Origin of the sequence: Nitratireductor rhodophyticola, from assembly GCF_019891355.1 — a bacterium.
In the GTDB taxonomy this organism is placed as follows: Bacteria; Pseudomonadota; Alphaproteobacteria; order Rhizobiales; family Rhizobiaceae; genus Nitratireductor; species Nitratireductor rhodophyticola.
The window spans coordinates 55,524-76,090 of the sequence record NZ_JAHSSF010000004.1 but is presented as its reverse complement, the minus strand read 5'-3'; the positions used below and the strand labels follow the sequence as shown (position 1 = coordinate 76,090).

General features: G+C 60.9%; 22 protein-coding genes. 11 read left to right on the top strand and 11 right to left on the bottom strand.

Features of this window, described 5'->3' with window-relative positions; translation table 11 throughout:
- Positions 1-163: 163 nt before the first annotated feature.
- Both KUG85_RS15745 and KUG85_RS15740 read right to left on the bottom strand, forming a co-directional pair.
- Positions 164-1,462, bottom strand: a complete 1,299-nt coding sequence (locus KUG85_RS15745; RefSeq protein ID WP_223005948.1) for an ImmA/IrrE family metallo-endopeptidase — start codon at positions 1,460-1,462, stop codon at positions 164-166.
- A gap of 89 nt (positions 1,463-1,551) precedes the next feature.
- Positions 1,552-1,923 carry a GFA family protein gene (locus tag KUG85_RS15740; RefSeq protein WP_223005947.1) on the bottom strand — a complete coding sequence of 124 codons (372 nt, stop codon included), beginning with the start codon at positions 1,921-1,923 and terminating at the stop codon, positions 1,552-1,554.
- Positions 1,924-2,962: 1,039 nt separating this feature from the next.
- Between KUG85_RS15740 and KUG85_RS15735 the strand changes: the two genes are divergently transcribed.
- Positions 2,963-3,535, top strand: coding sequence for a hypothetical protein (locus KUG85_RS15735; RefSeq protein WP_223005945.1), 573 nt, complete (start codon positions 2,963-2,965; stop codon positions 3,533-3,535).
- A gap of 60 nt (positions 3,536-3,595) precedes the next feature.
- Here KUG85_RS15735 and KUG85_RS15730 read toward each other — a convergent pair whose 3' ends face one another.
- Entirely contained in the window at positions 3,596-3,829 is a 234-nt protein-coding gene (locus KUG85_RS15730) for a hypothetical protein (RefSeq protein WP_007010466.1), read from the bottom strand.
- 253 nt (positions 3,830-4,082) lie between these two features.
- On the opposite strand from KUG85_RS15730, the gene KUG85_RS15725 reads away from it, so the two are divergent.
- From KUG85_RS15725 to KUG85_RS15705, 5 genes are all read left to right on the top strand, one after another.
- A complete protein-coding gene (locus KUG85_RS15725) occupies positions 4,083-4,403 on the top strand; it encodes a BA14K family protein (RefSeq protein WP_223005944.1) in 321 nt (106 codons plus the stop codon).
- A 507-nt stretch (positions 4,404-4,910) separates the two neighbouring features.
- Entirely contained in the window at positions 4,911-5,153 is a 243-nt protein-coding gene (locus KUG85_RS15720; RefSeq protein WP_223005942.1) for a DUF1344 domain-containing protein, read from the top strand.
- 179 nt (positions 5,154-5,332) lie between these two features.
- The gene (locus KUG85_RS15715; protein ID WP_223005940.1) at positions 5,333-6,553 is read left to right on the top strand and encodes an NAD-dependent epimerase/dehydratase family protein; all 1,221 of its coding nucleotides are present in this window, start codon (positions 5,333-5,335) and stop codon (positions 6,551-6,553) included.
- Positions 6,554-6,565: 12 nt separating this feature from the next.
- Positions 6,566-7,375: a glycosyltransferase gene (locus KUG85_RS15710; RefSeq protein WP_223005939.1), complete on the top strand. Its 810-nt coding sequence runs from the start codon at positions 6,566-6,568 to the stop codon at positions 7,373-7,375.
- A complete protein-coding gene (locus KUG85_RS15705) occupies positions 7,372-8,274 on the top strand; it encodes an NAD-dependent epimerase/dehydratase family protein (RefSeq protein WP_223005937.1) in 903 nt (300 codons plus the stop codon). The genes KUG85_RS15710 and KUG85_RS15705 overlap by 4 nt, the downstream gene beginning before the upstream one ends.
- Before the next feature lie 142 nt (positions 8,275-8,416).
- On the opposite strand, the gene KUG85_RS15700 is transcribed toward KUG85_RS15705, so the two are convergent.
- Together KUG85_RS15700 and KUG85_RS15695 are read right to left on the bottom strand one after the other, a co-directional pair.
- The gene (locus KUG85_RS15700) at positions 8,417-9,634 is read right to left on the bottom strand and encodes a mandelate racemase/muconate lactonizing enzyme family protein (RefSeq protein WP_223005936.1); all 1,218 of its coding nucleotides are present in this window, start codon (positions 9,632-9,634) and stop codon (positions 8,417-8,419) included.
- The gene (locus KUG85_RS15695; protein ID WP_223005935.1) at positions 9,631-10,719 is read right to left on the bottom strand and encodes a Zn-dependent alcohol dehydrogenase; all 1,089 of its coding nucleotides are present in this window, start codon (positions 10,717-10,719) and stop codon (positions 9,631-9,633) included. The genes KUG85_RS15700 and KUG85_RS15695 overlap by 4 nt, the downstream gene beginning before the upstream one ends.
- Positions 10,720-10,904: 185 nt before the next feature.
- On the opposite strand from KUG85_RS15695, the gene KUG85_RS15690 reads away from it, so the two are divergent.
- Positions 10,905-11,294 (top strand): acyl-CoA thioesterase, encoded by a 390-nt coding sequence (locus KUG85_RS15690; protein WP_007010475.1) that lies wholly within the window; start codon positions 10,905-10,907, stop codon positions 11,292-11,294.
- A 3-nt stretch (positions 11,295-11,297) separates the two neighbouring features.
- Here KUG85_RS15690 and KUG85_RS15685 read toward each other — a convergent pair whose 3' ends face one another.
- The 6 genes from KUG85_RS15685 to KUG85_RS15660 all read right to left on the bottom strand — a co-directional run bounded on the left by KUG85_RS15685 (position 11,298) and on the right by KUG85_RS15660 (position 17,166).
- Complete coding sequence (locus KUG85_RS15685; RefSeq protein ID WP_223005933.1) at positions 11,298-12,596, bottom strand: hemolysin family protein; 1,299 nt, start codon at positions 12,594-12,596, stop codon at positions 11,298-11,300.
- A 60-nt stretch (positions 12,597-12,656) separates the two neighbouring features.
- Positions 12,657-13,550 carry an extensin-like domain-containing protein gene (locus KUG85_RS15680; RefSeq protein ID WP_407673680.1) on the bottom strand — a complete coding sequence of 298 codons (894 nt, stop codon included), beginning with the start codon at positions 13,548-13,550 and terminating at the stop codon, positions 12,657-12,659.
- A 120-nt stretch (positions 13,551-13,670) separates the two neighbouring features.
- On the bottom strand, positions 13,671-14,474 hold the full coding sequence (locus KUG85_RS15675) for an extensin-like domain-containing protein (RefSeq protein ID WP_223005932.1): 804 nt from the start codon (positions 14,472-14,474) through the stop codon (positions 13,671-13,673).
- A 58-nt stretch (positions 14,475-14,532) separates the two neighbouring features.
- On the bottom strand, positions 14,533-14,961 hold the full coding sequence (locus tag KUG85_RS15670) for a DUF3775 domain-containing protein (protein WP_025030685.1): 429 nt from the start codon (positions 14,959-14,961) through the stop codon (positions 14,533-14,535).
- 77 nt (positions 14,962-15,038) lie between these two features.
- Positions 15,039-15,929, bottom strand: coding sequence for a DMT family transporter (locus KUG85_RS15665; RefSeq protein WP_065814837.1), 891 nt, complete (start codon positions 15,927-15,929; stop codon positions 15,039-15,041).
- Between the two features lie 100 nt (positions 15,930-16,029).
- Positions 16,030-17,166: a PQQ-dependent sugar dehydrogenase gene (locus tag KUG85_RS15660; protein WP_223005930.1), complete on the bottom strand. Its 1,137-nt coding sequence runs from the start codon at positions 17,164-17,166 to the stop codon at positions 16,030-16,032.
- 276 nt (positions 17,167-17,442) lie between these two features.
- Here KUG85_RS15660 and greA point away from each other — a divergent pair, with 276 nt between their 5' ends.
- Genes greA through KUG85_RS15640 form a run of 4 tightly spaced genes read left to right on the top strand, consistent with a single transcriptional unit; the run spans position 17,443 to position 20,565 of the window.
- Complete coding sequence (gene greA / locus KUG85_RS15655; RefSeq protein ID WP_007010482.1) at positions 17,443-17,916, top strand: transcription elongation factor GreA; 474 nt, start codon at positions 17,443-17,445, stop codon at positions 17,914-17,916.
- A 2-nt stretch (positions 17,917-17,918) separates the two neighbouring features.
- The gene (locus KUG85_RS15650; RefSeq protein ID WP_223005929.1) at positions 17,919-19,007 is read left to right on the top strand and encodes a glycosyltransferase family 4 protein; all 1,089 of its coding nucleotides are present in this window, start codon (positions 17,919-17,921) and stop codon (positions 19,005-19,007) included.
- The gene (locus KUG85_RS15645; RefSeq protein ID WP_223005928.1) at positions 19,004-19,765 is read left to right on the top strand and encodes a glycosyltransferase family 25 protein; all 762 of its coding nucleotides are present in this window, start codon (positions 19,004-19,006) and stop codon (positions 19,763-19,765) included. The genes KUG85_RS15650 and KUG85_RS15645 overlap by 4 nt, the downstream gene beginning before the upstream one ends.
- Positions 19,762-20,565 (top strand): glycosyltransferase family 25 protein, encoded by an 804-nt coding sequence (locus tag KUG85_RS15640; protein WP_223005927.1) that lies wholly within the window; start codon positions 19,762-19,764, stop codon positions 20,563-20,565. Before KUG85_RS15645 ends, KUG85_RS15640 begins: the two co-directional genes overlap by 4 nt.
- Positions 20,566-20,567: the final 2 nt, after the last annotated feature.

Sequence of the window (20,567 nt, the reverse complement as noted above, 5' to 3'; positions counted from 1 at the left end):
CAAGGGATTAATCGCTATCGATGACAGCAGGATGATCCTCCGTCACCTCAGGCGAGGCGCCGCAGTAGCCCTCATCCTGAGCTTGTCGAAGGGCGAGGGCGCTTGGTAGCAAGTTTGCTGCAGGGTTGCATGCCAAATGCTTGTGAGGGAAGGAAGGGGAGGTTCAGTTACTTTTACCGCCCAGTGGGGCCTTAATTTCATCTGAGATGGAGCTCCACCCCCCACGCGTTCGCTTGTCTGTGACGCCAATAGTGTTCTTCAATCTGAGCTCGACAGCTTGTTTGGAGACATTGAAATGAGTCGAAAGTCGGTTGAGCAACTCCCAATAGGCTTGCTGGTTTCCCGGCTGGTCATCGACATATACGTCTCCATACCCTCTATTGCGCAGGTCCAGCGTCCTCCGTATCTCTCTCACTTTCATCCTGAACGCTGTGTCGGGCATCAGAAGGTGTGAAGCAAACTTGTTTGCCTGGATTTCAAGTCTGTCGTAATCGAATTTGGACTCGTTCTCGTCTTCCTTGAAGAAGTCGCTTCTGATAACAGGCTCGGAGCGTAGATAACGGTCATGTTCCAAGCAGAAGTGTCCTATCTCATGCGCAATGGTGAAGCGTTCCCGATGCTTGTTTTCATGCCGATTGACTGAAATGATCCTGCGTTCGAAATCTGCGTGTCCCAGAATTTCATTTCCGTGAGAGTCCCATTGGTCTTCGTCTTGAAAAGATAGCTCGACAGATATCTGATCGCAGATTTTTGTAAGGTCGACTTCTCCTGCTTGATAGTTTCCTTTTAGAAGAAGATCATTGACCGCGCTCGCGATATCTGTGTCTGAGACAAAGGGGGCGGTGGCGGGATTCTGGTCTCTCAGGGGAGGTTTCGACTGGAGTGATGGAACAAGGCCGGTCAAAAGATCACTTAATGATCCATAGAAACGATCATTATAAATCGCTGAGAATTTTAACGGTTTTGATTTTTCGTCTGTATCAATTAATTGATTTCTCAAAGAAAAATTCTCGATCCCAATACCACCTTTCCTCTCTAGGATTACGTCAAGTCCGTTCTCATCAAATTTGGCAATCCCCATTCCGCTGTTCTTCGCAGTTTTCTCGGCGCCAGATTGCAATCTTGATGATACGACGAATATTCCTCTCGCGGAATGCTTGAAAATACGGGACAATTTACTCGAGAGATCATTTACATAAATTTCCGGTATGTTGTTTTTGTAGTTTTTACACTCGAAAACGACGTGCGTATGCGGTAATTCTGCGCCGTTTCGATAAACTTCAACTACGATGTCGAACTCAACTTCTCCTTCACGATATTTGCAGTAATACCTCGGTTTCCAGCGGATATTGCACTGATTGTGAATATACGTCCCATAAATTGCTTCCTCACGTTTCTGTTGAGCGAGAAGGTAGTTGTAGAAGCTCAGCTCGAGTTGGTCGCCCCTTTCTATAGTATGCATTTTTTTCTCCGATAGATGAGGTGAGTGGATGAAAATTTATGATAACTACAATATAAGTGTTTGAGATCGTGATCTACAGGACAGCCTTTTCACTCCCGATCCCGCTCAAACCGCGCTTTCATTGGAAACGCCGGCAGCCACTTCTCGCGGCGTGACACCCACAGCTCATAATCCGGCACAAGCTGGTCCGGCGCGTCCAGCGTGCCGAGATGCACTTCTATCTCGTCACCGGTGCGGGCAAACACGGAGGAGCCGCAGCGTGGGCAGAAGTGGCGACCCTCAAAGGCGTGAGTCTCGCCGGTGATACGCACCGCCTCCGCCGCAAAGACGGCTGCCGCATAAAACAGCGCGCCATGGTGCTTGCGGCAGTCGAGGCAATGACAGATGCCCACGCGGTCGGGCTCTCCCGCAGCTTCAATCCGCACCGCACTGCACAGGCATCCTCCACTCAACCGCTTCATTGCCTGTTCCCTTTCCTGCTTTTGGTTAGGCGGACTCTGCCGCCTGAGAGATACGGCGGCAAGGGACAGGGCAAGGGGAGGCGGCTTGAAAATGCCTATCCATCATCCTTATCCTACCAAAGCACCGGGGATAAACTTCGGCCTCCAGGAAACCGCCCAACTTTTTCTCACCCGCACCCCGTCATCCCCGCAACGTCATGGCTCCTATGGTCAAACGACGGGACGACGAGGCGAATGAAGCGCGTTCCCTGCTCGCTATTCGCTACTCCCTATTCGCTCTTTTCTCCCCACCCCCAAAACCTCCACTACACTTCCCCCCATCGCCCCTGTCGGGAACCGGGTCCGGAGCCGGGGATCAGGAGGGGCGACGGCAGCCTCCCCCTCGGGTTCGGTGACCCGGGGCCTGTGAGGGCCCGCGAAAGGCCGGCGGCCGGCATCATGTCGGTTGCGGAAAAGCCGCTAGGGCACAGATCGCCCGAGTGACCGGCCGGCAGTCGGGACAGCGGCCGGCGGGGCGCGCTTTTCGCGCCACTTCAATTCCAACAGAGAGGCACGAAAAACGCGCCCCGTTTCCCGAACTGATGGCAAACCCCGGCGGAACCCCGCGCGGCAACGAAGGAGCCTGTCTTGAAATGCCCGCGCCACACCCCCCTCTGTCCTGTCGGACATCTCCCCCTCAAGGGGGGAGAATGGCTGGCGGGCAGGCTGCACACTCCTCAATCCGGTGGCGATTGGCAGAAACCCATCCACCGACTGATCTCCCCCCTTGAGGGGGAGATGTCCGGCAGGACAGAGGGGGGTAGCTGCGCCAACGGTCGAAACCAGCCCCACCCCCTCTGCAGAATGCGCACCAACGTCAAACGCCCCCTTCTCCCCGCGAGCGGGGAGAAGGTGAGGATGAGGGGCGAGCGCCGTCAGTGGCCGGGATACCGACAGAGGTGGAAAAGCTGGCAAGGCATCGCCCGCTCCTCATCCCCCTGCCGGGACCTTCTCCGCGCCTGCGGGGAGAAGGGGCCGTCATCCCGGAAGCCGCGATCCATTGGAAAACGTGCAGGGGCACGGCCCGGTCGGCAGGAACCCGCAGTGCCCGCTCGCTGAAGTCATCAACGCAGAAAATCAGGGAGACCCCCACATGCCACGCAAAACCAGAAAACCGCAGGCGCAGACCGAGGCCAATGCGAAACTTTTCGAGATCGTTGGTGGCCTTGCGAGGATTCGCGACACGCTATTGGATGAGAAGGGCATCAAGCCACCTTTTCCCATTAGCCCGCCCGAATGGCCGTGTGAGGAAATGCAGGTGGCGTTTCGGTATCTCGCCGGACAGGCCGACAGGCCGCAGCATTGTTCAAACCAGCGGTGCCGGCGCGCGGGCATGTGTCAGGCAGGGGCGGATGCGCCGCTGGATGCGGACTGTTTTTCGAACTGGAACGATAGCGATGTCTCGCGGCTCCATGCTGCCTGGCTGGGTGTCGTTCTGTGCTGGATGTACGATGCGGAGCGGTACGAGCATTTCATGGCGGTGGCGCTGTGTGAAACGCAGGAATGCACCTTGCCGAAACGGAAGCGAGCCATTGAGGAGACCAGGAAAAAACTTACACGGACACCCGTCTGACGGCGATGTGCCAGCAGGTTTTTCGCCCGTGGAGGCTCTCGGATACGTGCGATCGTGTCCTCAGGCTTCGAGCCGCGCCACGCTGTCCAGCCCGGCCTGAACCAGGTTCAGTGGCAGGCGGCGTCCGCTTGCCCAGGAACGCATCACATGTCCGGCAACCCGTTCGCGGGATTTGCTGTCGCTCTGTCCTATGCCAAGCTCGGCGCAGACGGCTTCGATGGCGTTTTCCATCGCTGCCATTTCCTCTGCATCGTAGATGCCGGCGCTCTTGTGCGGTACTCCAGACTTGGCCATGGTCCGGCCCTCCTCAGCCGTGCGAAGTTGCAGTCGGCGCGCGTTACCTCCAGTGCCGCCGTCCACTGTCACTCCACCATAAACGGTAACAGGTTTATTTCCCGTGTCTATTATGGCGAATCTATGTTGCGTGTATGCGACGGGCCCGGCGAAAAAAAACGCGGGGGCCGTGAACCTTTCTTTTTCCTCCTGCGACAGACGGGCATCGGACGGCTGCACCAGCCGGCCATCGATCGCAAAGGAGGATGATGAAATGTCCCTGAAACGCACCATCGCAACCGGCCTGATGGCCGTCACCCTTGCCGCCACGGCGCTTTCGGCCGCCAGTGTCGAAAGCCGCGCGGGGAGCCTGTCTCCGGGTGAGGCTGCGGCCATCGCCGGGCTCGGTGGTTTTATTGCAGGCGGCCTGATCGCGGATTCCCGCGCCCGGTATTATGGCCCCGCGCCGGTTTATGGCGGCGCGTCCGCCTGGGATCGGCATGTGGCTCGCTGCTACGCGCGCTACCGCTCCTATGACGAGTACAGCGATACCTTTCTCGGCTATGACGGCTATCGCCATCGCTGCCGGCTCTAGAGCATCGGACCGAAAAGTGGAATCCGGTTTTCGGATTATTCCGATGCTCCATCAATGGTTTGGATCGTCCTTTGTGCGTCCGGATGGACGCACGGCGATCCAGAGCATCGGACCGAAAAGTGGAATCCGGTTTTCGGATTATTCCGATGCTCGATCTAGCTCTTCACGCAAAGGCGATGCGCGGTTACCCGATTTGACCGCGCCGCCACGGCGTGTCGGGAAAATCCGGGCGGGTCGTGAACGCGGGCCGTTCGGATTTTGTCCGCTTTGCAGCAGGGGCGGCGTGAACCAAAGCCGGTATCGCGCGTTGTTCAGCACGCAACCGCCGGCAAAGCGGGGGATTGCGGCAAAGCTTTGGCGGGAGGCGTGTTTGCGGCGGTCATCCTGTTTGATTTGAGATTGCCGGTGTCCGGCGCCACCTTTTCCCCGTCGGCCTGGTTCCCGGCTCCCCCAAAAACTGTCGACGGGGGCTGGGCCGACATGAAAACACAAAAGGGAGTTCTCTCCATGAAGAAAATCCTCGCAGCCCTTGCCGCCACCGGCTTCCTCACGCTCTCGGCCTATGCCGCGGATGTGCAGGGAACCGTGCAGTCCGTCGACCCTGCCACCAGAACCATCGCACTCGACGACGGCACGGTCTACACAGCCGGCGAGGGCGTCGATCTCGCCAGCATATCGGCTGGCGCTTCGGTCACGTTGACCATAGACGACACAACCAACGAGGTGACTTCCGTCGAAGCGCAAATGTAACCCTGCCCGTCCTGTCCTTCCCCTGGGACGGGAAGCCGGCCTCCAAAGGAGGCCGGCTTCTTCGCGTATGTTTGTCCTTTCGGAACAAACTGTCATAAAACAATGTTAAGGGGGCTTTCGAGAAGGGAATCAATCTGTTTTCCCTTGCCTGATGCATTGATGACCGGAGGCGGAATTTCATGAAGATTGCAGTTCTTGGCGGCGATGGATTCGTCGGCTGGCCGACCTCGCTTCACCTGTCGGCCCGTGGGCACGAGGTCCACATCGTTGACAATCTGTCCCGGCGGTGGATCGACACCGAGCTCGGCGTTCAGTCGCTGACGCCCATGGACTCCATTCAGGAGCGCACCCGCATCTGGCACCAGGAAACGGGCCGGCGCATCCATTTCCACCTGATCGACCTGGCGCGCGATTATGATGTGCTGAAGGCGTGGCTTGCCGAGCACAGGCCCGACGCCATCGTGCATTTTGCCGAGCAGCGCGCTGCGCCCTATTCGATGAAGACGGACCGTCACAAGAACTACACCGTCAACAACAACGTCAACGCGACCCACAATCTGCTCAACGCGATGACGGAGATCGGTCTCGACGCGCATCTGGTCCATCTGGGCACGATGGGCGTTTATGGATATTCCTCCGTCGGTGCGGCAATCCCGGAAGGCTATCTCCCGGTCGGGGTCGAGACGCTCTCGGGCGAGACGGCGTCGCAGGAAATCCTCTACCCGACCAATCCGGGCTCCATCTACCACATGACGAAGTCGCTGGATCAGCTTCTGTTCCAGTTCTATGCCAAAAATGACAGCGTGCGCATCACCGACCTTCATCAGGGCATTGTGTGGGGCACGCACACGGAAGAGACGAAGCTCCATGCGCAGCTCATCAATCGGTTCGACTATGATGGTGACTACGGAACAGTGCTGAACCGCTTCCTGATTCAAGCGGCGATTGGCTACCCGCTGACCGTGCATGGCACGGGCGGCCAGACGCGGGCATTCATCCACATTCAGGATTCGGTGCGCTGCGTCGAGATCGCATTGAACAATCCGCCGAAGCGGGGCGACCGCGTGGAAATCTTCAACCAGATGACCGAAACGCACCGCGTGCGGGACCTGGCCGAGCTCATCGCGCGCATGACGGGCGCGAAGGTCGCGTACCTGCCGAACCCGCGCAAGGAAGCGGCGGAAAACGATCTGGTCGTGAGAAACGACAAGTTCCTGTCGCTCGGCCTCAATCCGATCACGCTCGAAGAAGGGCTTCTGGCCGAGGTCGTCGATGTGGCGAAGAAGTTCGATTATCGTGTCGACCGCTCGCGCATCCCGGCCGTGTCCGCCTGGACCAAGGACATTGCGCCGACCATCGAGCGCGATCCGGAAGGCAAGCGGCTCAAGAGCGTGGGCTAAGCGACGGCTTTCATGTCGAAACACGCCTATGTGACGCTTGTCACCAATGAAGATTATGCGATGGGCGCGCTGGCTCTGGTGCGCTCGCTACGGCTGACGCAAACGGATGCCGATCTTGTGGTGATGCACACCGGTGGAGCTCCCGCCCACGCGCTGAAGCCGCTGGCTGCGCTCGGCGCACGGCTTGTGCCAGCGGAGCTTCTGCCCACCTCAGATGCCTTCAACGAGCGGCATCAGCGGGCGCGGCTTCACGCGAATGCACCCTTCTCCAAGGGCAACAAGCCGAGTTTTCACACCCCGCTCGACAACTTCGCCAAGCTCCGGCTGTGGCAGTTGACCGAGTATGAACGGGTCGTGTTCATCGATGCCGACGCGGTGGTGGTGCGCAATATCGACCGGTTGTTCGGCTATCCGGAATTCTCCGCCGCGCCCAATGTCTATGAGAGCCTTGCGGATTTTCACCGGCTGAATTCAGGCGTGTTTGTAGCAGCGCCTTCGGAAGCGACATTTGCCGCCATGCTTGCGCGACTGGATCAGCCCGAAGCGTTCTGGCGGCGGACCGACCAGACTTTTCTGCAGGCGTATTTTCCGCACTGGCATGGTTTGCCGGTGTTTTTCAACATGCTGCAATATGTGTGGTTCAACCTGCCGGAGCTCTGGGACTGGACGTCGATTTCAGTGGTTCACTATCAGTATGAAAAGCCCTGGGAGCGCGATCACCCCAGAGCAGCCGAATTGCAGCCGTTGATCGACCTCTGGAATGCGTATCACTCGGGTGAGGGCATTCCCGACATCGATGCGCTGGCGAACCCGGTGCCATGAGCACGCCTCACAGCATCGTGTCCGGCGGGACCGGGCTTGTCGGGCGCTTCATTGTCGAGGGGTTGCTGGCAGCGGGGCACCGGGTGACGGTGCTGGGACGCAACGCGCCGCCGGAAGGCCATTTTTCAGGGGCGGTCGCATTTGCGCCCATGACGCTTGAGCCGACATCCATCTCGACGGCCCTGTTCGAGGGGGCGGATTTCTTCGTGCATGCGGCCTTCGACCACCTGCCCGGCCGGTACCGGGGCGGGGAGGGCGATGATGCGGCTGGGTTTCGCCGACGCAATCTCGACGGAAGCATTGCCATGTTCCGTGCCGCGCGGGCGGCGGGTGTGGCGCGAACGGTGTTTCTTTCCACGCGCGCAGTGTATGGGCCACGCGCACCGGGGTCGATGCTCGATGAGACCGATGCCTGCCGGCCCGACACACTTTACGGCCAGGTAAAGCTGGCCGGTGAGGAGGCGCTCTCGCAGCTTTCCGGCGAGGGATTTAGCGGTGTGAGCCTGCGTGTGACAGGGGTCTATGGAGCGGCGGGCAGCGGACGATCGCACAAATGGGCAGGCCTTTTTGAGGATTACCTTTCCGGCCGTGAGATCGCACCGCGCGTGGCGACTGAAGTGCATGGTGAGGATGTTGGATCGGCTGTGCGCCTGATGCTGACATTGCCGGCGGCAAAGCTTGTGGGCGGTGTCTTCAATGTGTCGGATCTGCTGCTCGATCGTCACGATCTTCTGGCGCTCGTGGCACAGGAAACTGGATGCAGGAATCCGTTGCCGCGTGCCGCAGACAGAAGCGCGGTCAATGTGATGAAAACGGATCGCCTGCGCGCCCTCGGATGGACGCCTGCCGGCATGGCGCTTCTGAGGCGAACAGTGCCTGAATTGTTAGGCAGGCGTTAACCGCTGCGTGGTTTGTGAACCCCGGCAGCAACCGTAAACTTCACGTATCGATTCAAGTACCTGATGTGTTGATTCAGGTTTCTTGCGCGATGATTCATTTTGTCGCGGCAAGTTTCTGAAAACGAATCGGAAATCCGGCCTGCTATTTTGCCGAGATCGGTGCCTGCGTCGCCTGGAGATGCAGCTCGCCACCCTCATAGGGGTGAGCTTCGGCGACGTTTTCGTCAAGCTCGACACCAAGCCCCGGTTCTCTCGATGGAATGACAAAACCATCCTCCCAGCGAATTTTCTGTTTGAGCAATCGAGCGTGAAAACCGTCGAAGGTGCGGATCGCTTCCAGGATCAGGAAATTGGGAAGGGTGACGGCGAGCTGGATGTTTGCGGCAGCGACAATGGGGCCGCAATAGCAGTGCGGCGCGATCTGAACATGATGAGCTTCTGCCATAGCCGCGATCTTCTTCGTTTCAAGAAGGCCTCCTGACCGGCCGAGATTGGGCTGGAAGATGCCGGCGGCGCCAAGGCTGAGAAGCTGGGCAAATTCATACTTCGTGGTGAGTCTTTCCCCCGTGGCGATGGGGATCGTGGTTCCACGTGCGACCTGCGCCATGGCTTCGGGACTGTCCGGAGGAACAGGCTCCTCGAACCAGAGCGGATCATAGGGTTCGAGCGCGCGGGCCATGCGGATCGCACCCGACGGTGTGAACTGGCCGTGGGTGCCGAACAGGATGTCGGCGCGCCTGCCGACAGCTTCGCGCACCGCGGCAACCATGCGTATGGAAAGGTCGATATCGCTTTGGCGCGGCTGATGGCCGCCGAAGGCGGTGTATGGGCCCGCCGGATCGAATTTGACCGCGTCAAAACCCTGCGCAAGGCAGGCCAATGCGGCTTCGGCGGCAAGGTCGGGATCGTTGTAGACATTGCGTTCGCTATCGGTCTCGCTCGGTACGGCGCTGCCCGTGGCAGGGTAGAGATAGGTGTAGCTGCGCAGCCGCTCATGCACCTTTCCGCCGAGCAGCTTGTAGACCGGTTTGCCCGCCTCCTTGCCGATGATGTCCCAGCACGCCATTTCGAGGGCGGACACGCACCCCATCAGTGTTGGATCGGGCCGCTGGCTGAAGCCGGAGGAATAGGCGCGGCGAAAGAAGGTTTCGATGTCGTGCGGGTCGTGGCCGATCAGGTACCGTTCGGCCACGTCTTCGATCATGCGTGCGGTGAGTTGTGGGCCGAAGGCGGCGGAGTAGGCCTCGCCATAGCCAACCACACCGCCATCGGTGACGAGCTTCACAAAGATGAAATAGCGCCCGCCCACATGCGGTGGCGGGTTTGCGGTGACGAAGGTTCTGGCTTCGGCAATCTTCATTCGAAGATCACCACATTGCGCAGGGCCTGTCCGTTCTTCACGGCGGCAATCGCCTCGTTGATCTCCTCGAGCCTGTAACGGGCGGTGATGAGTTCATCGAGTTTCAGCCGGCCCTTCTGATAATGCTCGACTAGGATGGGTATGTCGTGGCGGATGCGCGTTTCGCCCATCTTGGAACCGATGATCTTCTGGTTGAGTGCAGCAAGCTTGCCCGGATCATAGGGGATGCGCACGCCATTGGCCGGCATGCCGACAACGATGACAGAACCGTTGCGGGTTATATAGCGCGGGGCGCTGGCAAGCGCTGCCTCGACGCCCACGGTGACGAAGACGAAATCCACGCCACGCCCCTGTGTGAGCGTTTTGATCGCCTTCGCGTGATCGGGATCGGCGGGGCTGAACGCGTGGGTGGCGCCGAATTCGCGGGCCGCTGTCAGCTTGTCGTCACTGAGATCAAGCGCGATGACCGGACTCGCGCCGGCGAGTGCCGCACCCTGAATGGCATTGAGTCCGACGCCGCCGCAGCCAACGATAGCCACCGCGTGGCCGGCGGAGACGTGGGCCGTGTTGGTGACCGCGCCAAAGCCGGTGATGACACCGCAGGCAAGGAGCGAGGCGACGTCGAATGGCATGTCGGCCGGAACATGGGCGAGCTGGCTTTCGTGAACGACCACTTTTTCGGCAAAAGCGCCTGTGCGCAGCCCCTGCTCGCAGGCGCCGCCATCGGCAAAGGCGAGGGGGCCTTGCTGATCGAGCGGGAAAACCTCCTCGCACATGACCAGGCTCTGACGCGCGCAATAGTGGCAATGGCCGCAGGAGCGGATGAGCGTGACGACGACATGATCGCCAGGCACAACACCGGTGACGCCGGGGCCCACTGCGGAAACCACGCCGGCTGCCTCGTGGCCGTAGACAGCCGGGAGATCGCCGCCCCAGGCGCCCTCGGCATAAGAGATGTCGGAGTGGCAGATGGCACAGGCTTTGAGGTCGACGAGAACTTCACCCCGCCGTGGCGGAGCGAGCTCGAGCGTTTCGATCGTGAGGGGTTTGCCGAACGCCCGGCATATGGCGGCCTTGATCTGCATGGAAACCTCGCTGGAATGCGTGCAATCCGAATTAAAGCCGCAAGTTCATCATGGGTGCAACGCAGATACGACACCGAAGGGCAACCATGCGTCAACGGAAGAGGTGCCATGCGCCCGCGTTTGTTGACCGGGAGACCTGTCGGGGCTACGCCGGATGACGTTCAAAAAAGGGGGAATGACAGGTCATGAATGCACCGGAAACACCCACGGGCGATCTGACGCTTCGTACGCAGGCGATGCCAGGTGACGCCAATGCCGCCGGCGATATTTTCGGTGGCTGGGTCATGGCGCAGATGGACCTCGCGAGCGGCATTCGCGCCGCCGAACGCGCCCATGGCCGCGTGGTGACGGCCGGTGTGAAGGAAATGGCCTTCGCCAAGCCGATGAAGGTTGGCGACACGTTGTGCATCTACACCCATATCGAGGGGGTGGGGCGCACGTCGATCCGGCTCAAGGTCGAAGCATGGGCACAGCGCTACCTGTCGCCGACCATGGAAATGGTCACCCATGCAGATTTTGTGATGGTGGCGCTCGACGCCAATGGCAGGCCCACCCCGGTCCCACCCGAAGACTGAGGTCTACGCCTCGGCCACCTCGTCGAGTTTCGTTGCAAGCACGCGGTCGATCCGGCGATTGTCCAGATCCATGATCTCGAAACGCCAGCCCATCGCGTCGGTGCTTTCGCCGGTCTTCGGCAGATGCGTGAACTCGTTGAGCAGGAAGCCTGCGAGCGTGGTGTAGGTGCGCTCTGCGGGAAGGGTGAAGCCCAGATGGTCGGCCATCTCGTCGGCGGGCATGGAGCCGGGCAGGAGCCAGGAGCCGTCGGCGCGCTCGACGATGTCCATCTCGCCTTCCTCGGCATCGGCACGAAAAAGGCCGGCAATGGCCTCCAGAATGTCGGAGGGCGTCACGATGCCTTCGAAATGGCCGTGCTCGTCGTGCACCAGTGCCATCGGCACTGCCGCTTCGCGCAGGACGGAAAGCACATCGAGCGCGTCGGCCATATCGTGAACGATCGGTGCTGGCAGAACATGCGTCCGGATATCCAGTGCTTCGCCCGATAGCTGGACGGCAAGCAGGTCGCGCAGCTTGACCACACCGGCGATCTCATCGATGGACCCTTCGCCGGCGGGAAGAAGGGAGTGACCGGACTCCCTGACATCATCCGCCAGTGCCGCTTCATCCGCTGTCAGATCGAGCCAGTCGATCTCGCCGCGCGGCGTCATGATGGCACGGGCCTTGCGGTCGGCAAGGCGCATGACACCTGCAATCATGCGACGCTCGTCGGATGCGATGGTGCCGCTGGTTTCGGCCTCGGCGATGAGTGTGCGGATTTCTTCGTCGGTCACGCGCTGGCTCGATTCCGCGCCCTGGCCGAGCAGTGCCAGGACCAGCCGGCCCGACACATCGAGCAGCCACACGAGCGGCAGGGTGATGCGCGACAGGAGGCCCATGATCGGCGCTACCTTGACGGCGATACCTTCGGCATTCTTCAGCGCGATCTGCTTTGGAACAAGCTCGCCGACGATCAGCGATACATAGGTGATCAGGGCCACGACCAGGCCGACGCCCAGCGGGTTTGCCACGCCTTGCGAAACGCCCTGCATGACGAGCCAGTCGGACAGGCGTGTGCCGAGCGTTGCGCCGGAGAAGGCGCCGGAGAGCACGCCGACCAGGGTGATGCCGATCTGGACCGTGGAAAGGAAACGGCCGGGATCAGCCGACAGTGCAAGGGCGCGGGCGGCGCCGCGCTGGCCCTGTTCGGCCCGGGACTTCAACCGGGCGGGTCTGGCCGACACAACGGCCAGCTCCGACATGGCCATGAAGCCGTTGAAGAGGATAAGGACGAAGAGAATGACGATTTCGACAATGAGCATGGCTGCTCTTTAGCACTCCGGGGTGAACGGCGCGAGACTGCATTGTGTCCAGAAAGGGCGCTATTTACAGGCGCGATAGCCGTTGCGGCGGCCTTTCAGGTCGAAGTGGAAGTGATCGCGGTGATCGTAGTTGTAGCCGGGACCGAGAACCGTCGTGAAATAGTCGCAGCCCTCGGCGCGCACCGTGTTGAGCAGACCGCGCTGGCGGAACGCGAAGAAGCCGGGCTTGCGCACATCGATCTCGCGGCCATTCTTCAATTGGATGCTCATTACGTCGAGTGCGTTGCCCTTGGAGTGCTCGGAGGCAACGCTGGTGCCGGCGATGCGCCGGCAGGAATAACTTGAGCCCTGACGGATCTTGCCGATACCGGTGAGGTAGCGCTTGCGTGCGGCCGGTGCGAGCTCGCTTTTGGTCCAGCGGGCAAAGGTCTCGGCCATCTGACAGTTGAGCGTGGCGGCGGGCGCCATTTCGATGTTGCCGGACAGGCCGCTGACCTTGACGGGCCAGTCGATGCGGCAGGCGCCGCCATCGTTGATGGGTTCGAGGTCCTGATATTTGACCCCAAGCCGCTTGAGGCGGCGGCGACAGGCGACCTCTTCCGGCGGCATGACGCGGGCCGAACTTTCGCTGCGCGGCAGGGTGAAGCGCGGGTAGGAAACCATCATCGGGTTTGAGGGAACGAGTGCCTGCAGGCCTTTCGTGCTGTCGGGCGTGGGTGTGGAGGCGGAGACGGATGGTGTCGCCGCTTGGGGCACTGGCGCAGCGGGAGCCGGGGCAAGACGGGCGACAGGCACTGCCGCGGTCTGCACGCCGATATCCACGGAGGGACGCGGCGACATGACATCGCTGACCGAGCAGGCGGAGAGGGCAACAAGCGTCGCACCGGCCGCCGCGAGCAGCATACGCGCGCGCAGCGGCCCTCCAATCGACTTGCCAATACGAATACCCACCATGAACACGCCCCGCCAGCCTCATACGCTCTTTCACGGCAGCAAGCCTAGCCAGACAAGGTAAAGGAAAGGTCAGCGGGGGTGTTCAGACCTGTGACCCGATTGTGGCGTGTGGGTCACCAGCTACTTGCAATACAGAGAGTTGTTCCGGCGCTTTTGCAGATCGAGGTGAAAATGATTGGCGTGGTCGGCGTTGGAACCCGGGCCGAGAACGGTCTTGAAGGGACCGCAGGCGGCTGTGCGGAACGCCTTGAGAAACCGCGCTCTTCCGCTTTTCGGGCTGGGCTGTCGGGCGACGTCGAGTTGCGTGCCGTCGGCCAGGGTGAAGGCGGCGATGTCGAAGGCGTTGCCGAAGGCATGCTCGGAAAGCTTCTGCAATCCGCGCCGCGACCGGCAGACATAGGCCGAGGCATGGCGAACGGTCGTGACCGGCTGCTTCAGATGACTTCGGGCGAGTGGCGGGACCTCCTCCGAAAAAAAGCGTGCGAGTGCGAGGGCCGTCGCACAGTTGAGCGTGGCCTCCGGTTGCAGCGCGATCTTTCTGGAAAGTCGCGTGATGACCAGCGGATGGGGAATGGCGCAGCCGGCTGCCTCGGAGATCGATGGCCGGTCGGAGAACGAAACGCCGAGTTTCGTGAGGGCGCGGCGGCAGGTGGTTTCCTGTCCGGGCATGCGGCCGGGTTTGTAGGGTGCGGGTGGCTTTTGCGGTTGGGTTTTTTCCTCGGGCCGGGGCGAGGGGATCGGAACGATCACTGACATTTCCGATCGCCGTACCTCTCCGCGGGCCTGCGGAATGGGGCCCGTTGCCGGCAGAGGCACGGACGGGGCCGCCTCTGCGGCGTCTGCATTGCTTGAGGACAGGACGGGAACCAGTGCGCACAGGAGCATGGCCGTCAGCGCACTTCGAACGGCTAAGAGAACGATCATGCCTGATGTTTGCCCCAGCGACCGCTGATCGGGAAATAACGGTGTGTTTCGGAGCGTGTCAGGATGCGCCGAGCGCGTCCAGACCGTCGATCAGCCAGTCGCACAGCATCGGCATTCCCAGAAGATAGGTGGCGACGTGCTTTGCACCATGCTGTCTTGCGTCGGCGACGGCATTCGCCCATTCGCTTACGTCGTAGTCACCGCGGCCGATCCATGCCAGCGCGACCAGGTCGGCAAGCTCGTCCACGTTGAGGTCTGCCACGAGCTCGCGGAATTCCTCTTCTGTGAGGTCTTCTTCCTCTTCCTCGATGAGCCCGTCATGCTGGTGTCGGTCGCGTGCATCGCCATCAATCTCGACTTCATGCTCATGCCCGCCATCGTAGTCGGTGTTGAGCGCGGCACTGATGGCCCGTGCCTTGCCTGCCAGCAAGCGCACGGTTTCCGGGTCTATCGAAAGCTCCCATTCGCGTTCAACCGGTCTCTGCACGGGCCTATCCTCCGGGCAATCAGGGGCATGATAGCGCAGAACGCGTTGAATGCGCGACGTTTTGTTGATGATGCCGCTCAGGCGACGCTGCGCTGCCTGTTGCGCAGGGCCGGCACGATCTCGACCGCGAGGATCGCAGCGAAGATCAGACCGCAGCCCGCCAGACCGAGCGCGGGCAGGCGTTCGCCGAGGAAGATCGCGCCGAAGAGTGCGGCGAAGACGGCTTCTGTGGACAGGAAGATCGCGGCCTGCGGGGCCGTGGTGTAGCGCTGGCCGATGACCTGAAGCGTGAAGGCGATGCCGCCGGAAAAGATGCCCGCATAGAGGATTTCCGGCAGGGCGGTGCGCACTGCGGACAGATCGATGGGCTCGACAAGACCGGCAATGGCGAGCGCGATGACTGCGGTGATGCCGAACTGGCTGACCGACAGTGTGACGGGGCGGCCGGTGTGGCTGGCGCTTCTGCCGATCATGATGACCTGCAGCGCCCAGAAGAGGGCACAGACGATGGTCAGCCAGTCGCCGGTTGTCAGCGCGACGCTGCCTGCGCCCGAAAGCAGCCAGATGCCGGCAAGCGCGGAAAGGGCCGCCGGCCAGACCACAGTGTGCGGCCATTGACGGAAGAGAAGCACCGCCAGAAACGGCACCATGACCACGTAAAGACCGGTCAGGAAACCGGAATTGGTGACGCTCGTGGTCAAAAGACCAACCTGCTGCGCCGCCATGCCTGCGAACAGAAGCAGGCCGATGACCAGGAAGTTCCGCTTGTCGATGAAGGTTAGCGCTCCCGTGCTGCGCCGGGCTTCCCACATGGCGAAGGGCAGCATGGAAAGACAGGCGATGGCAAAGCGCAGGCCGATGAACAGGAACGGGCCAATGGCATCCATCGCGGTCGACTGGGCGACGAAGCCCATGCCCCACATGGCACCGGCGAGAAGCAACAGAAGATTGGCCTGAACCCGTGTCATGCGTATATCCGGACAGGAGGAAACGCGTTTGTCTTACGGAGCGCGTGCGCAGCGCGCAAGGGCCGCGGCCCCTGCCTCCTATGGGCCAGATCCGTGCAGGCTATTCCCCGGCGCGGAATATGCGAATGATCTCGCCCCGGCGTTCGTCGGTCAAAAGCCAGAGCGAGCCATCGGGTGCGACATTGACATCGCGTATGCGCCCGAAAGCCCCCTTGAAGAGGCGCTCCTCGTCGGTGATGCCGCCATTTTCGTCCCGATCCAGGCGCGCGACGAGATGGTACTTCAGCGCTGCGACAAGGAAGTCTCCCTGCCATTCGGGAAACATTTCGCCCTGATAGACCGCTGTGCCCGATGGCGCGATGGACGGGTCCCAGTAATATTCGGGCTGCTCGTAACCGGGTGCCTCGCTGCCCACGCCGATCTTGGTGCCGCTGTAGTTGACGCCGTAGGAGATGACCGGCCAGCCGTAATTCCTGCCGGCTTCGGGGCGATTGACCTCGTCGCCGCCGCGCGCACCGTGCTCGACCGTCCACACCGCGCGGGTCACGGGGTCGAAGACGGCACCCTGCGGATTTCGATGGCCCATGGACCAGATTTCCGGTGCGGTGTCCGTGCTGCCGGCGAAGGGATTGTCTTCGGGTACCGTGCCGTCGCGATTGATCCTGAGCACCGAGCCGGCATGGTCGGCGGGATCCTGCGCCCTGTCGCCTTCGCCCCGGTCGCCGATGGTGAAGAAGAGCGTGCCGTCGGGGTGCAGCACGATGCGGGAACCGAAATGCTGACCCGCCGCGCTCTTGCGGTTCATGGAGAAAATGGTGGTGACGTCCTCAAGGCGGGCTGCCCCTTCGTTTCTTACCAGTCTGGCGCGGGCGATTGCCGTGCCTGCGCCGCCTTCGCCGGGTTCCGAGAAGGAAAGGAAGATCACTCCCGTCTCGGCGAAGTCGGGCGAGACGGCGACGTCCAGCAATCCACCCTGTCCGACCACGGCCACCTCGGGTACGCCGGGGATCGGCTCCGAGAGGGTGCCATTGGCGAAGAGGCGCAACTGGCCGGAACGTTCGGTAACGAGCGCGCTTCCGTCGGGCAGGAAATCAAGACCCCAGGGATTTGAGAGACCGCGGGCAAGTGTTTCTGCCTCCACGGTGACCGCCTGCGTGACGAAGGTTTTGGCCGCGGCGGCGCCCGGTAACGCCAGGAGGCTGGCAGCGAGGGCAGTGCGGAGGAACTGATCCTGCATCAAGGTGTCTCCCGTTTTCGGTTTTATCAAGAGATAGGTTTTGAGTGCCGCCGGACAAGGCAACGCACATGTGCGCAATCGGCTGCTGGAAGACGGATACGCAAAAATTTGCGTGAAAATCGTCACCGGCTTGTTATATTGGGACAGGTCATACGAAACGGTTCCGTAGGCAGACGCTTTCGGACCGTTTCTTTTTATGTCTGCACCGGCGGCAGGACGGCACTTCGCGTGGCGCGTGTGGGGTCTTCCTGCCTTCATGTCTGGAAGGTGAATGAAATGAACAAGGTCCCAATGACGCTTGCCGGAGCTGCGGCGTTGAAGGAAGAGCTGCGCTGGCGCCAGCAGGAAGAGCGGCCACGCATCATTGAGGCGATCGCCGAGGCGCGCGCCCATGGCGACCTTTCGGAGAATGCGGAATACCACGCCGCCAAGGAAGCACAGAGCCTCAATGAGGGCCGCATCGGAGAACTGGAAGACTTTATCGCACGTGCCGAAGTCATCGACGTGACAAAGCTTTCCGGCGACACGATCAAGTTCGGCGCCACGGTGATGCTCGTCGACGAGGATACTGAAGAGGAAAAGACCTATCAGATCGTCGGCGACCAGGAAGCCGATGTGAAGTCGGGCCGCATTTCCATCTCCTCGCCTATCGCGCGGGCGCTGATCGGCAAGGCGGTGGGCGATTCCATCGAGGTGAATGCTCCGGGCGGTGCGCGGGGCTATGAGGTGGTGGAAGTCCGCTACGGCTGACCATGTCCGGCAAGATGCCCGCAAGCGGCCATCGGGTCCGCGTCCGTGACGTGGATGTGGTGGCCCCCAATTTCAAGAAGCGGCTTTCGGGCGTGACCAGCACGATCGTGCAGCTTGTGCCGGAGCAGGCAAAATCACTCTCGATTGCCACTCTGGGGCCGGGGCTTCCCGATACGCTGCCCAGACTGCGCTGGTGGCAGGTGCCGGGCCTGTTGCGCAGGCCCGCGAACAGGCCGTCTCGCATCTGGCATGCGCGGCGCAATCCGGAAATGCTGGCCGGTGTGGTTTTGCGGGATATCTTTCGTGCACCGGTGAAACTTGTTTTCACGTCCGCCTCGCAGCGCGAACATACGCGCTGGACCCGGTTTTTGATCCGCCGCATGGACCGGGTGGTGGCCACAAGCCGCAAGACGGCCGGCTATCTCCGGGTTTCCAGCCGCGTGGTGATGCACGGCATCGATACCGGCCGTTTTTCGCCGCCTTCGAGCCCCGGCGAGGGGGCGGCAGCGGTGGGGATGGCGAGCGATCAGCGCTATGTCGGCTGTTTTGGCCGCGTGCGGCGCCAGAAGGGCACGGACCTTTTCGTCGATGCGATGATTGCGCTCCTGCCGGAGCGCCCCGGCTGGTCGGCGATTGTTGCCGGTCAGGCAACCGGACCGCACGCCGATTTCGAGGCGGAACTGAAAGAGCGCGTGCGGGCAGCGGGGCTCGCCGAGCGCATTCTATTCGTCGGTACGCGTTCGGATATTCCGGACTGGTATCGAGCGCTTTCGCTTTTTATCGCGCCGCAGCGCTGGGAGGGGTTCGGACTGACGCCACTTGAGGCGATGGCGACGGGCGTTCCCGTTGTCGCAACGGATGTGGGGGCTTTTTCCGAGCAGCTTGAGGGCAGTGATGCGGGGGCGCTCGTGCCGGTTGACGATCCGGCTGCGATGATCGCCGCCGCGGGGCGCTATATGGATGACGAGGCGCTGCGGAGCACCGCGGCGCGCGCAGCGCTGGCGCATGCGCGCCGGCATTTTCCCCTTGAGGGGGAAGCGCAGGCGCTGAATGCGCTTTATGCGGAATTGTGGCGAGAGGCCTCCAGATGAAAATCGAAGGTTTCATCGTTCATTTGAGGCGTGCGATGGCGCGTCGCCCGCAGGTGGAGCATCTGCTCGCGTCGCTGCCTGTCGAAACCCATGTTGTGGACGCTGTGGACGGTCAGGCGCTCGGCGATGACGAGGTCGGCCGGCACTATGTGACGGGGCTGCATCAGCCGGCCTATCCATTTGCGTTACGGCAATCCGAAATCGCCTGTTTTCTCTCGCACCGGAAGGTGTGGCGTATGATCGTGGAACGCCGGCTTGATGCGGGGCTGATCGTCGAGGACGATGTGGCGCTCGACATGCCGCTTTTCGGGCGCTGTCTGGATTTGGCAAAGCGTGCCTGTGTGGGGAAAGCGTATGTGCAGTTTCGCATAAGCCCGGTTCGCGGCAGGATGCGGGACGTGGCGCGGGACGGTGAGGTTCGGCTTGTGGCTCCGCAGGTTTCGCAACTTGGCACCGTGGCGCAGCTTGTGACACGCGAGGCGGCACAGCATCTTCTCGCCCTGACGGAGCGTTTCGACCGGCCGGTCGACACGTTTTTGCAGATGCGCTGGGTGACTGGTATCGCGCCCTTCTGTGTCGTGCCGTCAGGCATAAGCGACCAGTCGGCCGAAATCGGCGGCAGTACCGTCAGCGCGTCGGGGAAGGCGCGGCGCAGCCCTGGCGAACGCCTTTGGCGGGAGTGGAGCCGTTTCATCTATCGCCGCCGGGTGCAGAAATACTCGCGAGACTGGTGCGAGACAGAGGTGGAACGGCGATGAAGACGCTTGTCATCAATCTGGAACGGGAGACGGCGCGCCTGGCGCATATGCGCAGGGTCTTCGGCGAGCAGGGTCTCGATTTCGAGGTGGTGAAGGCGGTGGATGCAAAACTGCTTTCGCCGGAGCAACTCAAGGCGGGACGTACGGGGAAACCGCGTTTTTATGAATTGGGAGCGGGCGAGATCGCCTGTTTTCTTTCGCACCGCAAGTGCTGGGAGATCGCGGCGAAAAGCGAGGACGCTTATACGATCGTCTGTGAGGACGATATTTTCCTCGGCGAGAATGCAGCGGCGATTTTCGGCGACGATGGATGGATTCCCGAGGGCGCCGGTGTTGTGAGGCTGGAGGCGTGCAGGCCCAAGACGCTGATTGGAAAGGCTGCGGTCTCTACGGTTGCCGGTCGAAAGGTGCATCCGCTGCGCGTTGCGCGAGCGGGAGCCGGCGCGTATCTGATATCTCGGAGCTGCGCACAAGTATTGCACACCAATTCTCGTGTCTTCTGCGATCCAGTCGACCAATTCCTCTACAGTTCCGGATTGTTCCATAAAAAGAGTTTTGGAATTTACCAGATCGACCCGTCTCCGGCGATACAGGAAGTTTTTTTAAAGAATGACCGTGTCCTAGGAAGTTCTCTTTTTAAAGAGCGTTTGCATATCGAAAGTGGTGTAAAAAAATCATCAATTGTTCGAATTTTATTTAGAAAAATTTGTAGATTTTTTAAAAAAATAATAAAAAAAATAAAAGAAAAAATTGAAGATGTTTTTACAAATAATCGGTGGGCTCGTATCGGTTTTAGGTAGAA

What these genes read in the sequence shown, in the direction of transcription:
- KUG85_RS15745 (WP_223005948.1), bottom strand. Translation starts at nt 1,462, where the DNA reads ATGCATACTATAGAAAGGGGCGACCAACTCGAGCTGAGCTTCTACAAC.
- KUG85_RS15740 (WP_223005947.1), bottom strand. Translation starts at nt 1,923, where the DNA reads ATGAAGCGGTTGAGTGGAGGATGCCTGTGCAGTGCGGTGCGGATTGAA.
- KUG85_RS15730 (WP_007010466.1), bottom strand. Translation starts at nt 3,829, where the DNA reads ATGGCCAAGTCTGGAGTACCGCACAAGAGCGCCGGCATCTACGATGCA.
- KUG85_RS15725 (WP_223005944.1), top strand. Translation starts at nt 4,083, where the DNA reads ATGTCCCTGAAACGCACCATCGCAACCGGCCTGATGGCCGTCACCCTT.
- KUG85_RS15720 (WP_223005942.1), top strand. Translation starts at nt 4,911, where the DNA reads ATGAAGAAAATCCTCGCAGCCCTTGCCGCCACCGGCTTCCTCACGCTC.
- KUG85_RS15715 (WP_223005940.1), top strand. Translation starts at nt 5,333, where the DNA reads ATGAAGATTGCAGTTCTTGGCGGCGATGGATTCGTCGGCTGGCCGACC.
- KUG85_RS15710 (WP_223005939.1), top strand. Translation starts at nt 6,566, where the DNA reads ATGTCGAAACACGCCTATGTGACGCTTGTCACCAATGAAGATTATGCG.
- KUG85_RS15705 (WP_223005937.1), top strand. Translation starts at nt 7,372, where the DNA reads ATGAGCACGCCTCACAGCATCGTGTCCGGCGGGACCGGGCTTGTCGGG.
- KUG85_RS15700 (WP_223005936.1), bottom strand. Translation starts at nt 9,634, where the DNA reads ATGAAGATTGCCGAAGCCAGAACCTTCGTCACCGCAAACCCGCCACCG.
- KUG85_RS15695 (WP_223005935.1), bottom strand. Translation starts at nt 10,719, where the DNA reads ATGCAGATCAAGGCCGCCATATGCCGGGCGTTCGGCAAACCCCTCACG.
- KUG85_RS15690 (WP_007010475.1), top strand. Translation starts at nt 10,905, where the DNA reads ATGAATGCACCGGAAACACCCACGGGCGATCTGACGCTTCGTACGCAG.
- KUG85_RS15685 (WP_223005933.1), bottom strand. Translation starts at nt 12,596, where the DNA reads ATGCTCATTGTCGAAATCGTCATTCTCTTCGTCCTTATCCTCTTCAAC.
- KUG85_RS15680 (WP_407673680.1), bottom strand. Translation starts at nt 13,550, where the DNA reads ATGGTGGGTATTCGTATTGGCAAGTCGATTGGAGGGCCGCTGCGCGCG.
- KUG85_RS15675 (WP_223005932.1), bottom strand. Translation starts at nt 14,474, where the DNA reads ATGATCGTTCTCTTAGCCGTTCGAAGTGCGCTGACGGCCATGCTCCTG.
- KUG85_RS15665 (WP_065814837.1), bottom strand. Translation starts at nt 15,929, where the DNA reads ATGACACGGGTTCAGGCCAATCTTCTGTTGCTTCTCGCCGGTGCCATG.
- KUG85_RS15660 (WP_223005930.1), bottom strand. Translation starts at nt 17,166, where the DNA reads ATGCAGGATCAGTTCCTCCGCACTGCCCTCGCTGCCAGCCTCCTGGCG.
- greA (WP_007010482.1), top strand. Translation starts at nt 17,443, where the DNA reads ATGAACAAGGTCCCAATGACGCTTGCCGGAGCTGCGGCGTTGAAGGAA.
- KUG85_RS15650 (WP_223005929.1), top strand. Translation starts at nt 17,919, where the DNA reads ATGTCCGGCAAGATGCCCGCAAGCGGCCATCGGGTCCGCGTCCGTGAC.
- KUG85_RS15645 (WP_223005928.1), top strand. Translation starts at nt 19,004, where the DNA reads ATGAAAATCGAAGGTTTCATCGTTCATTTGAGGCGTGCGATGGCGCGT.
- KUG85_RS15640 (WP_223005927.1), top strand. Translation starts at nt 19,762, where the DNA reads ATGAAGACGCTTGTCATCAATCTGGAACGGGAGACGGCGCGCCTGGCG.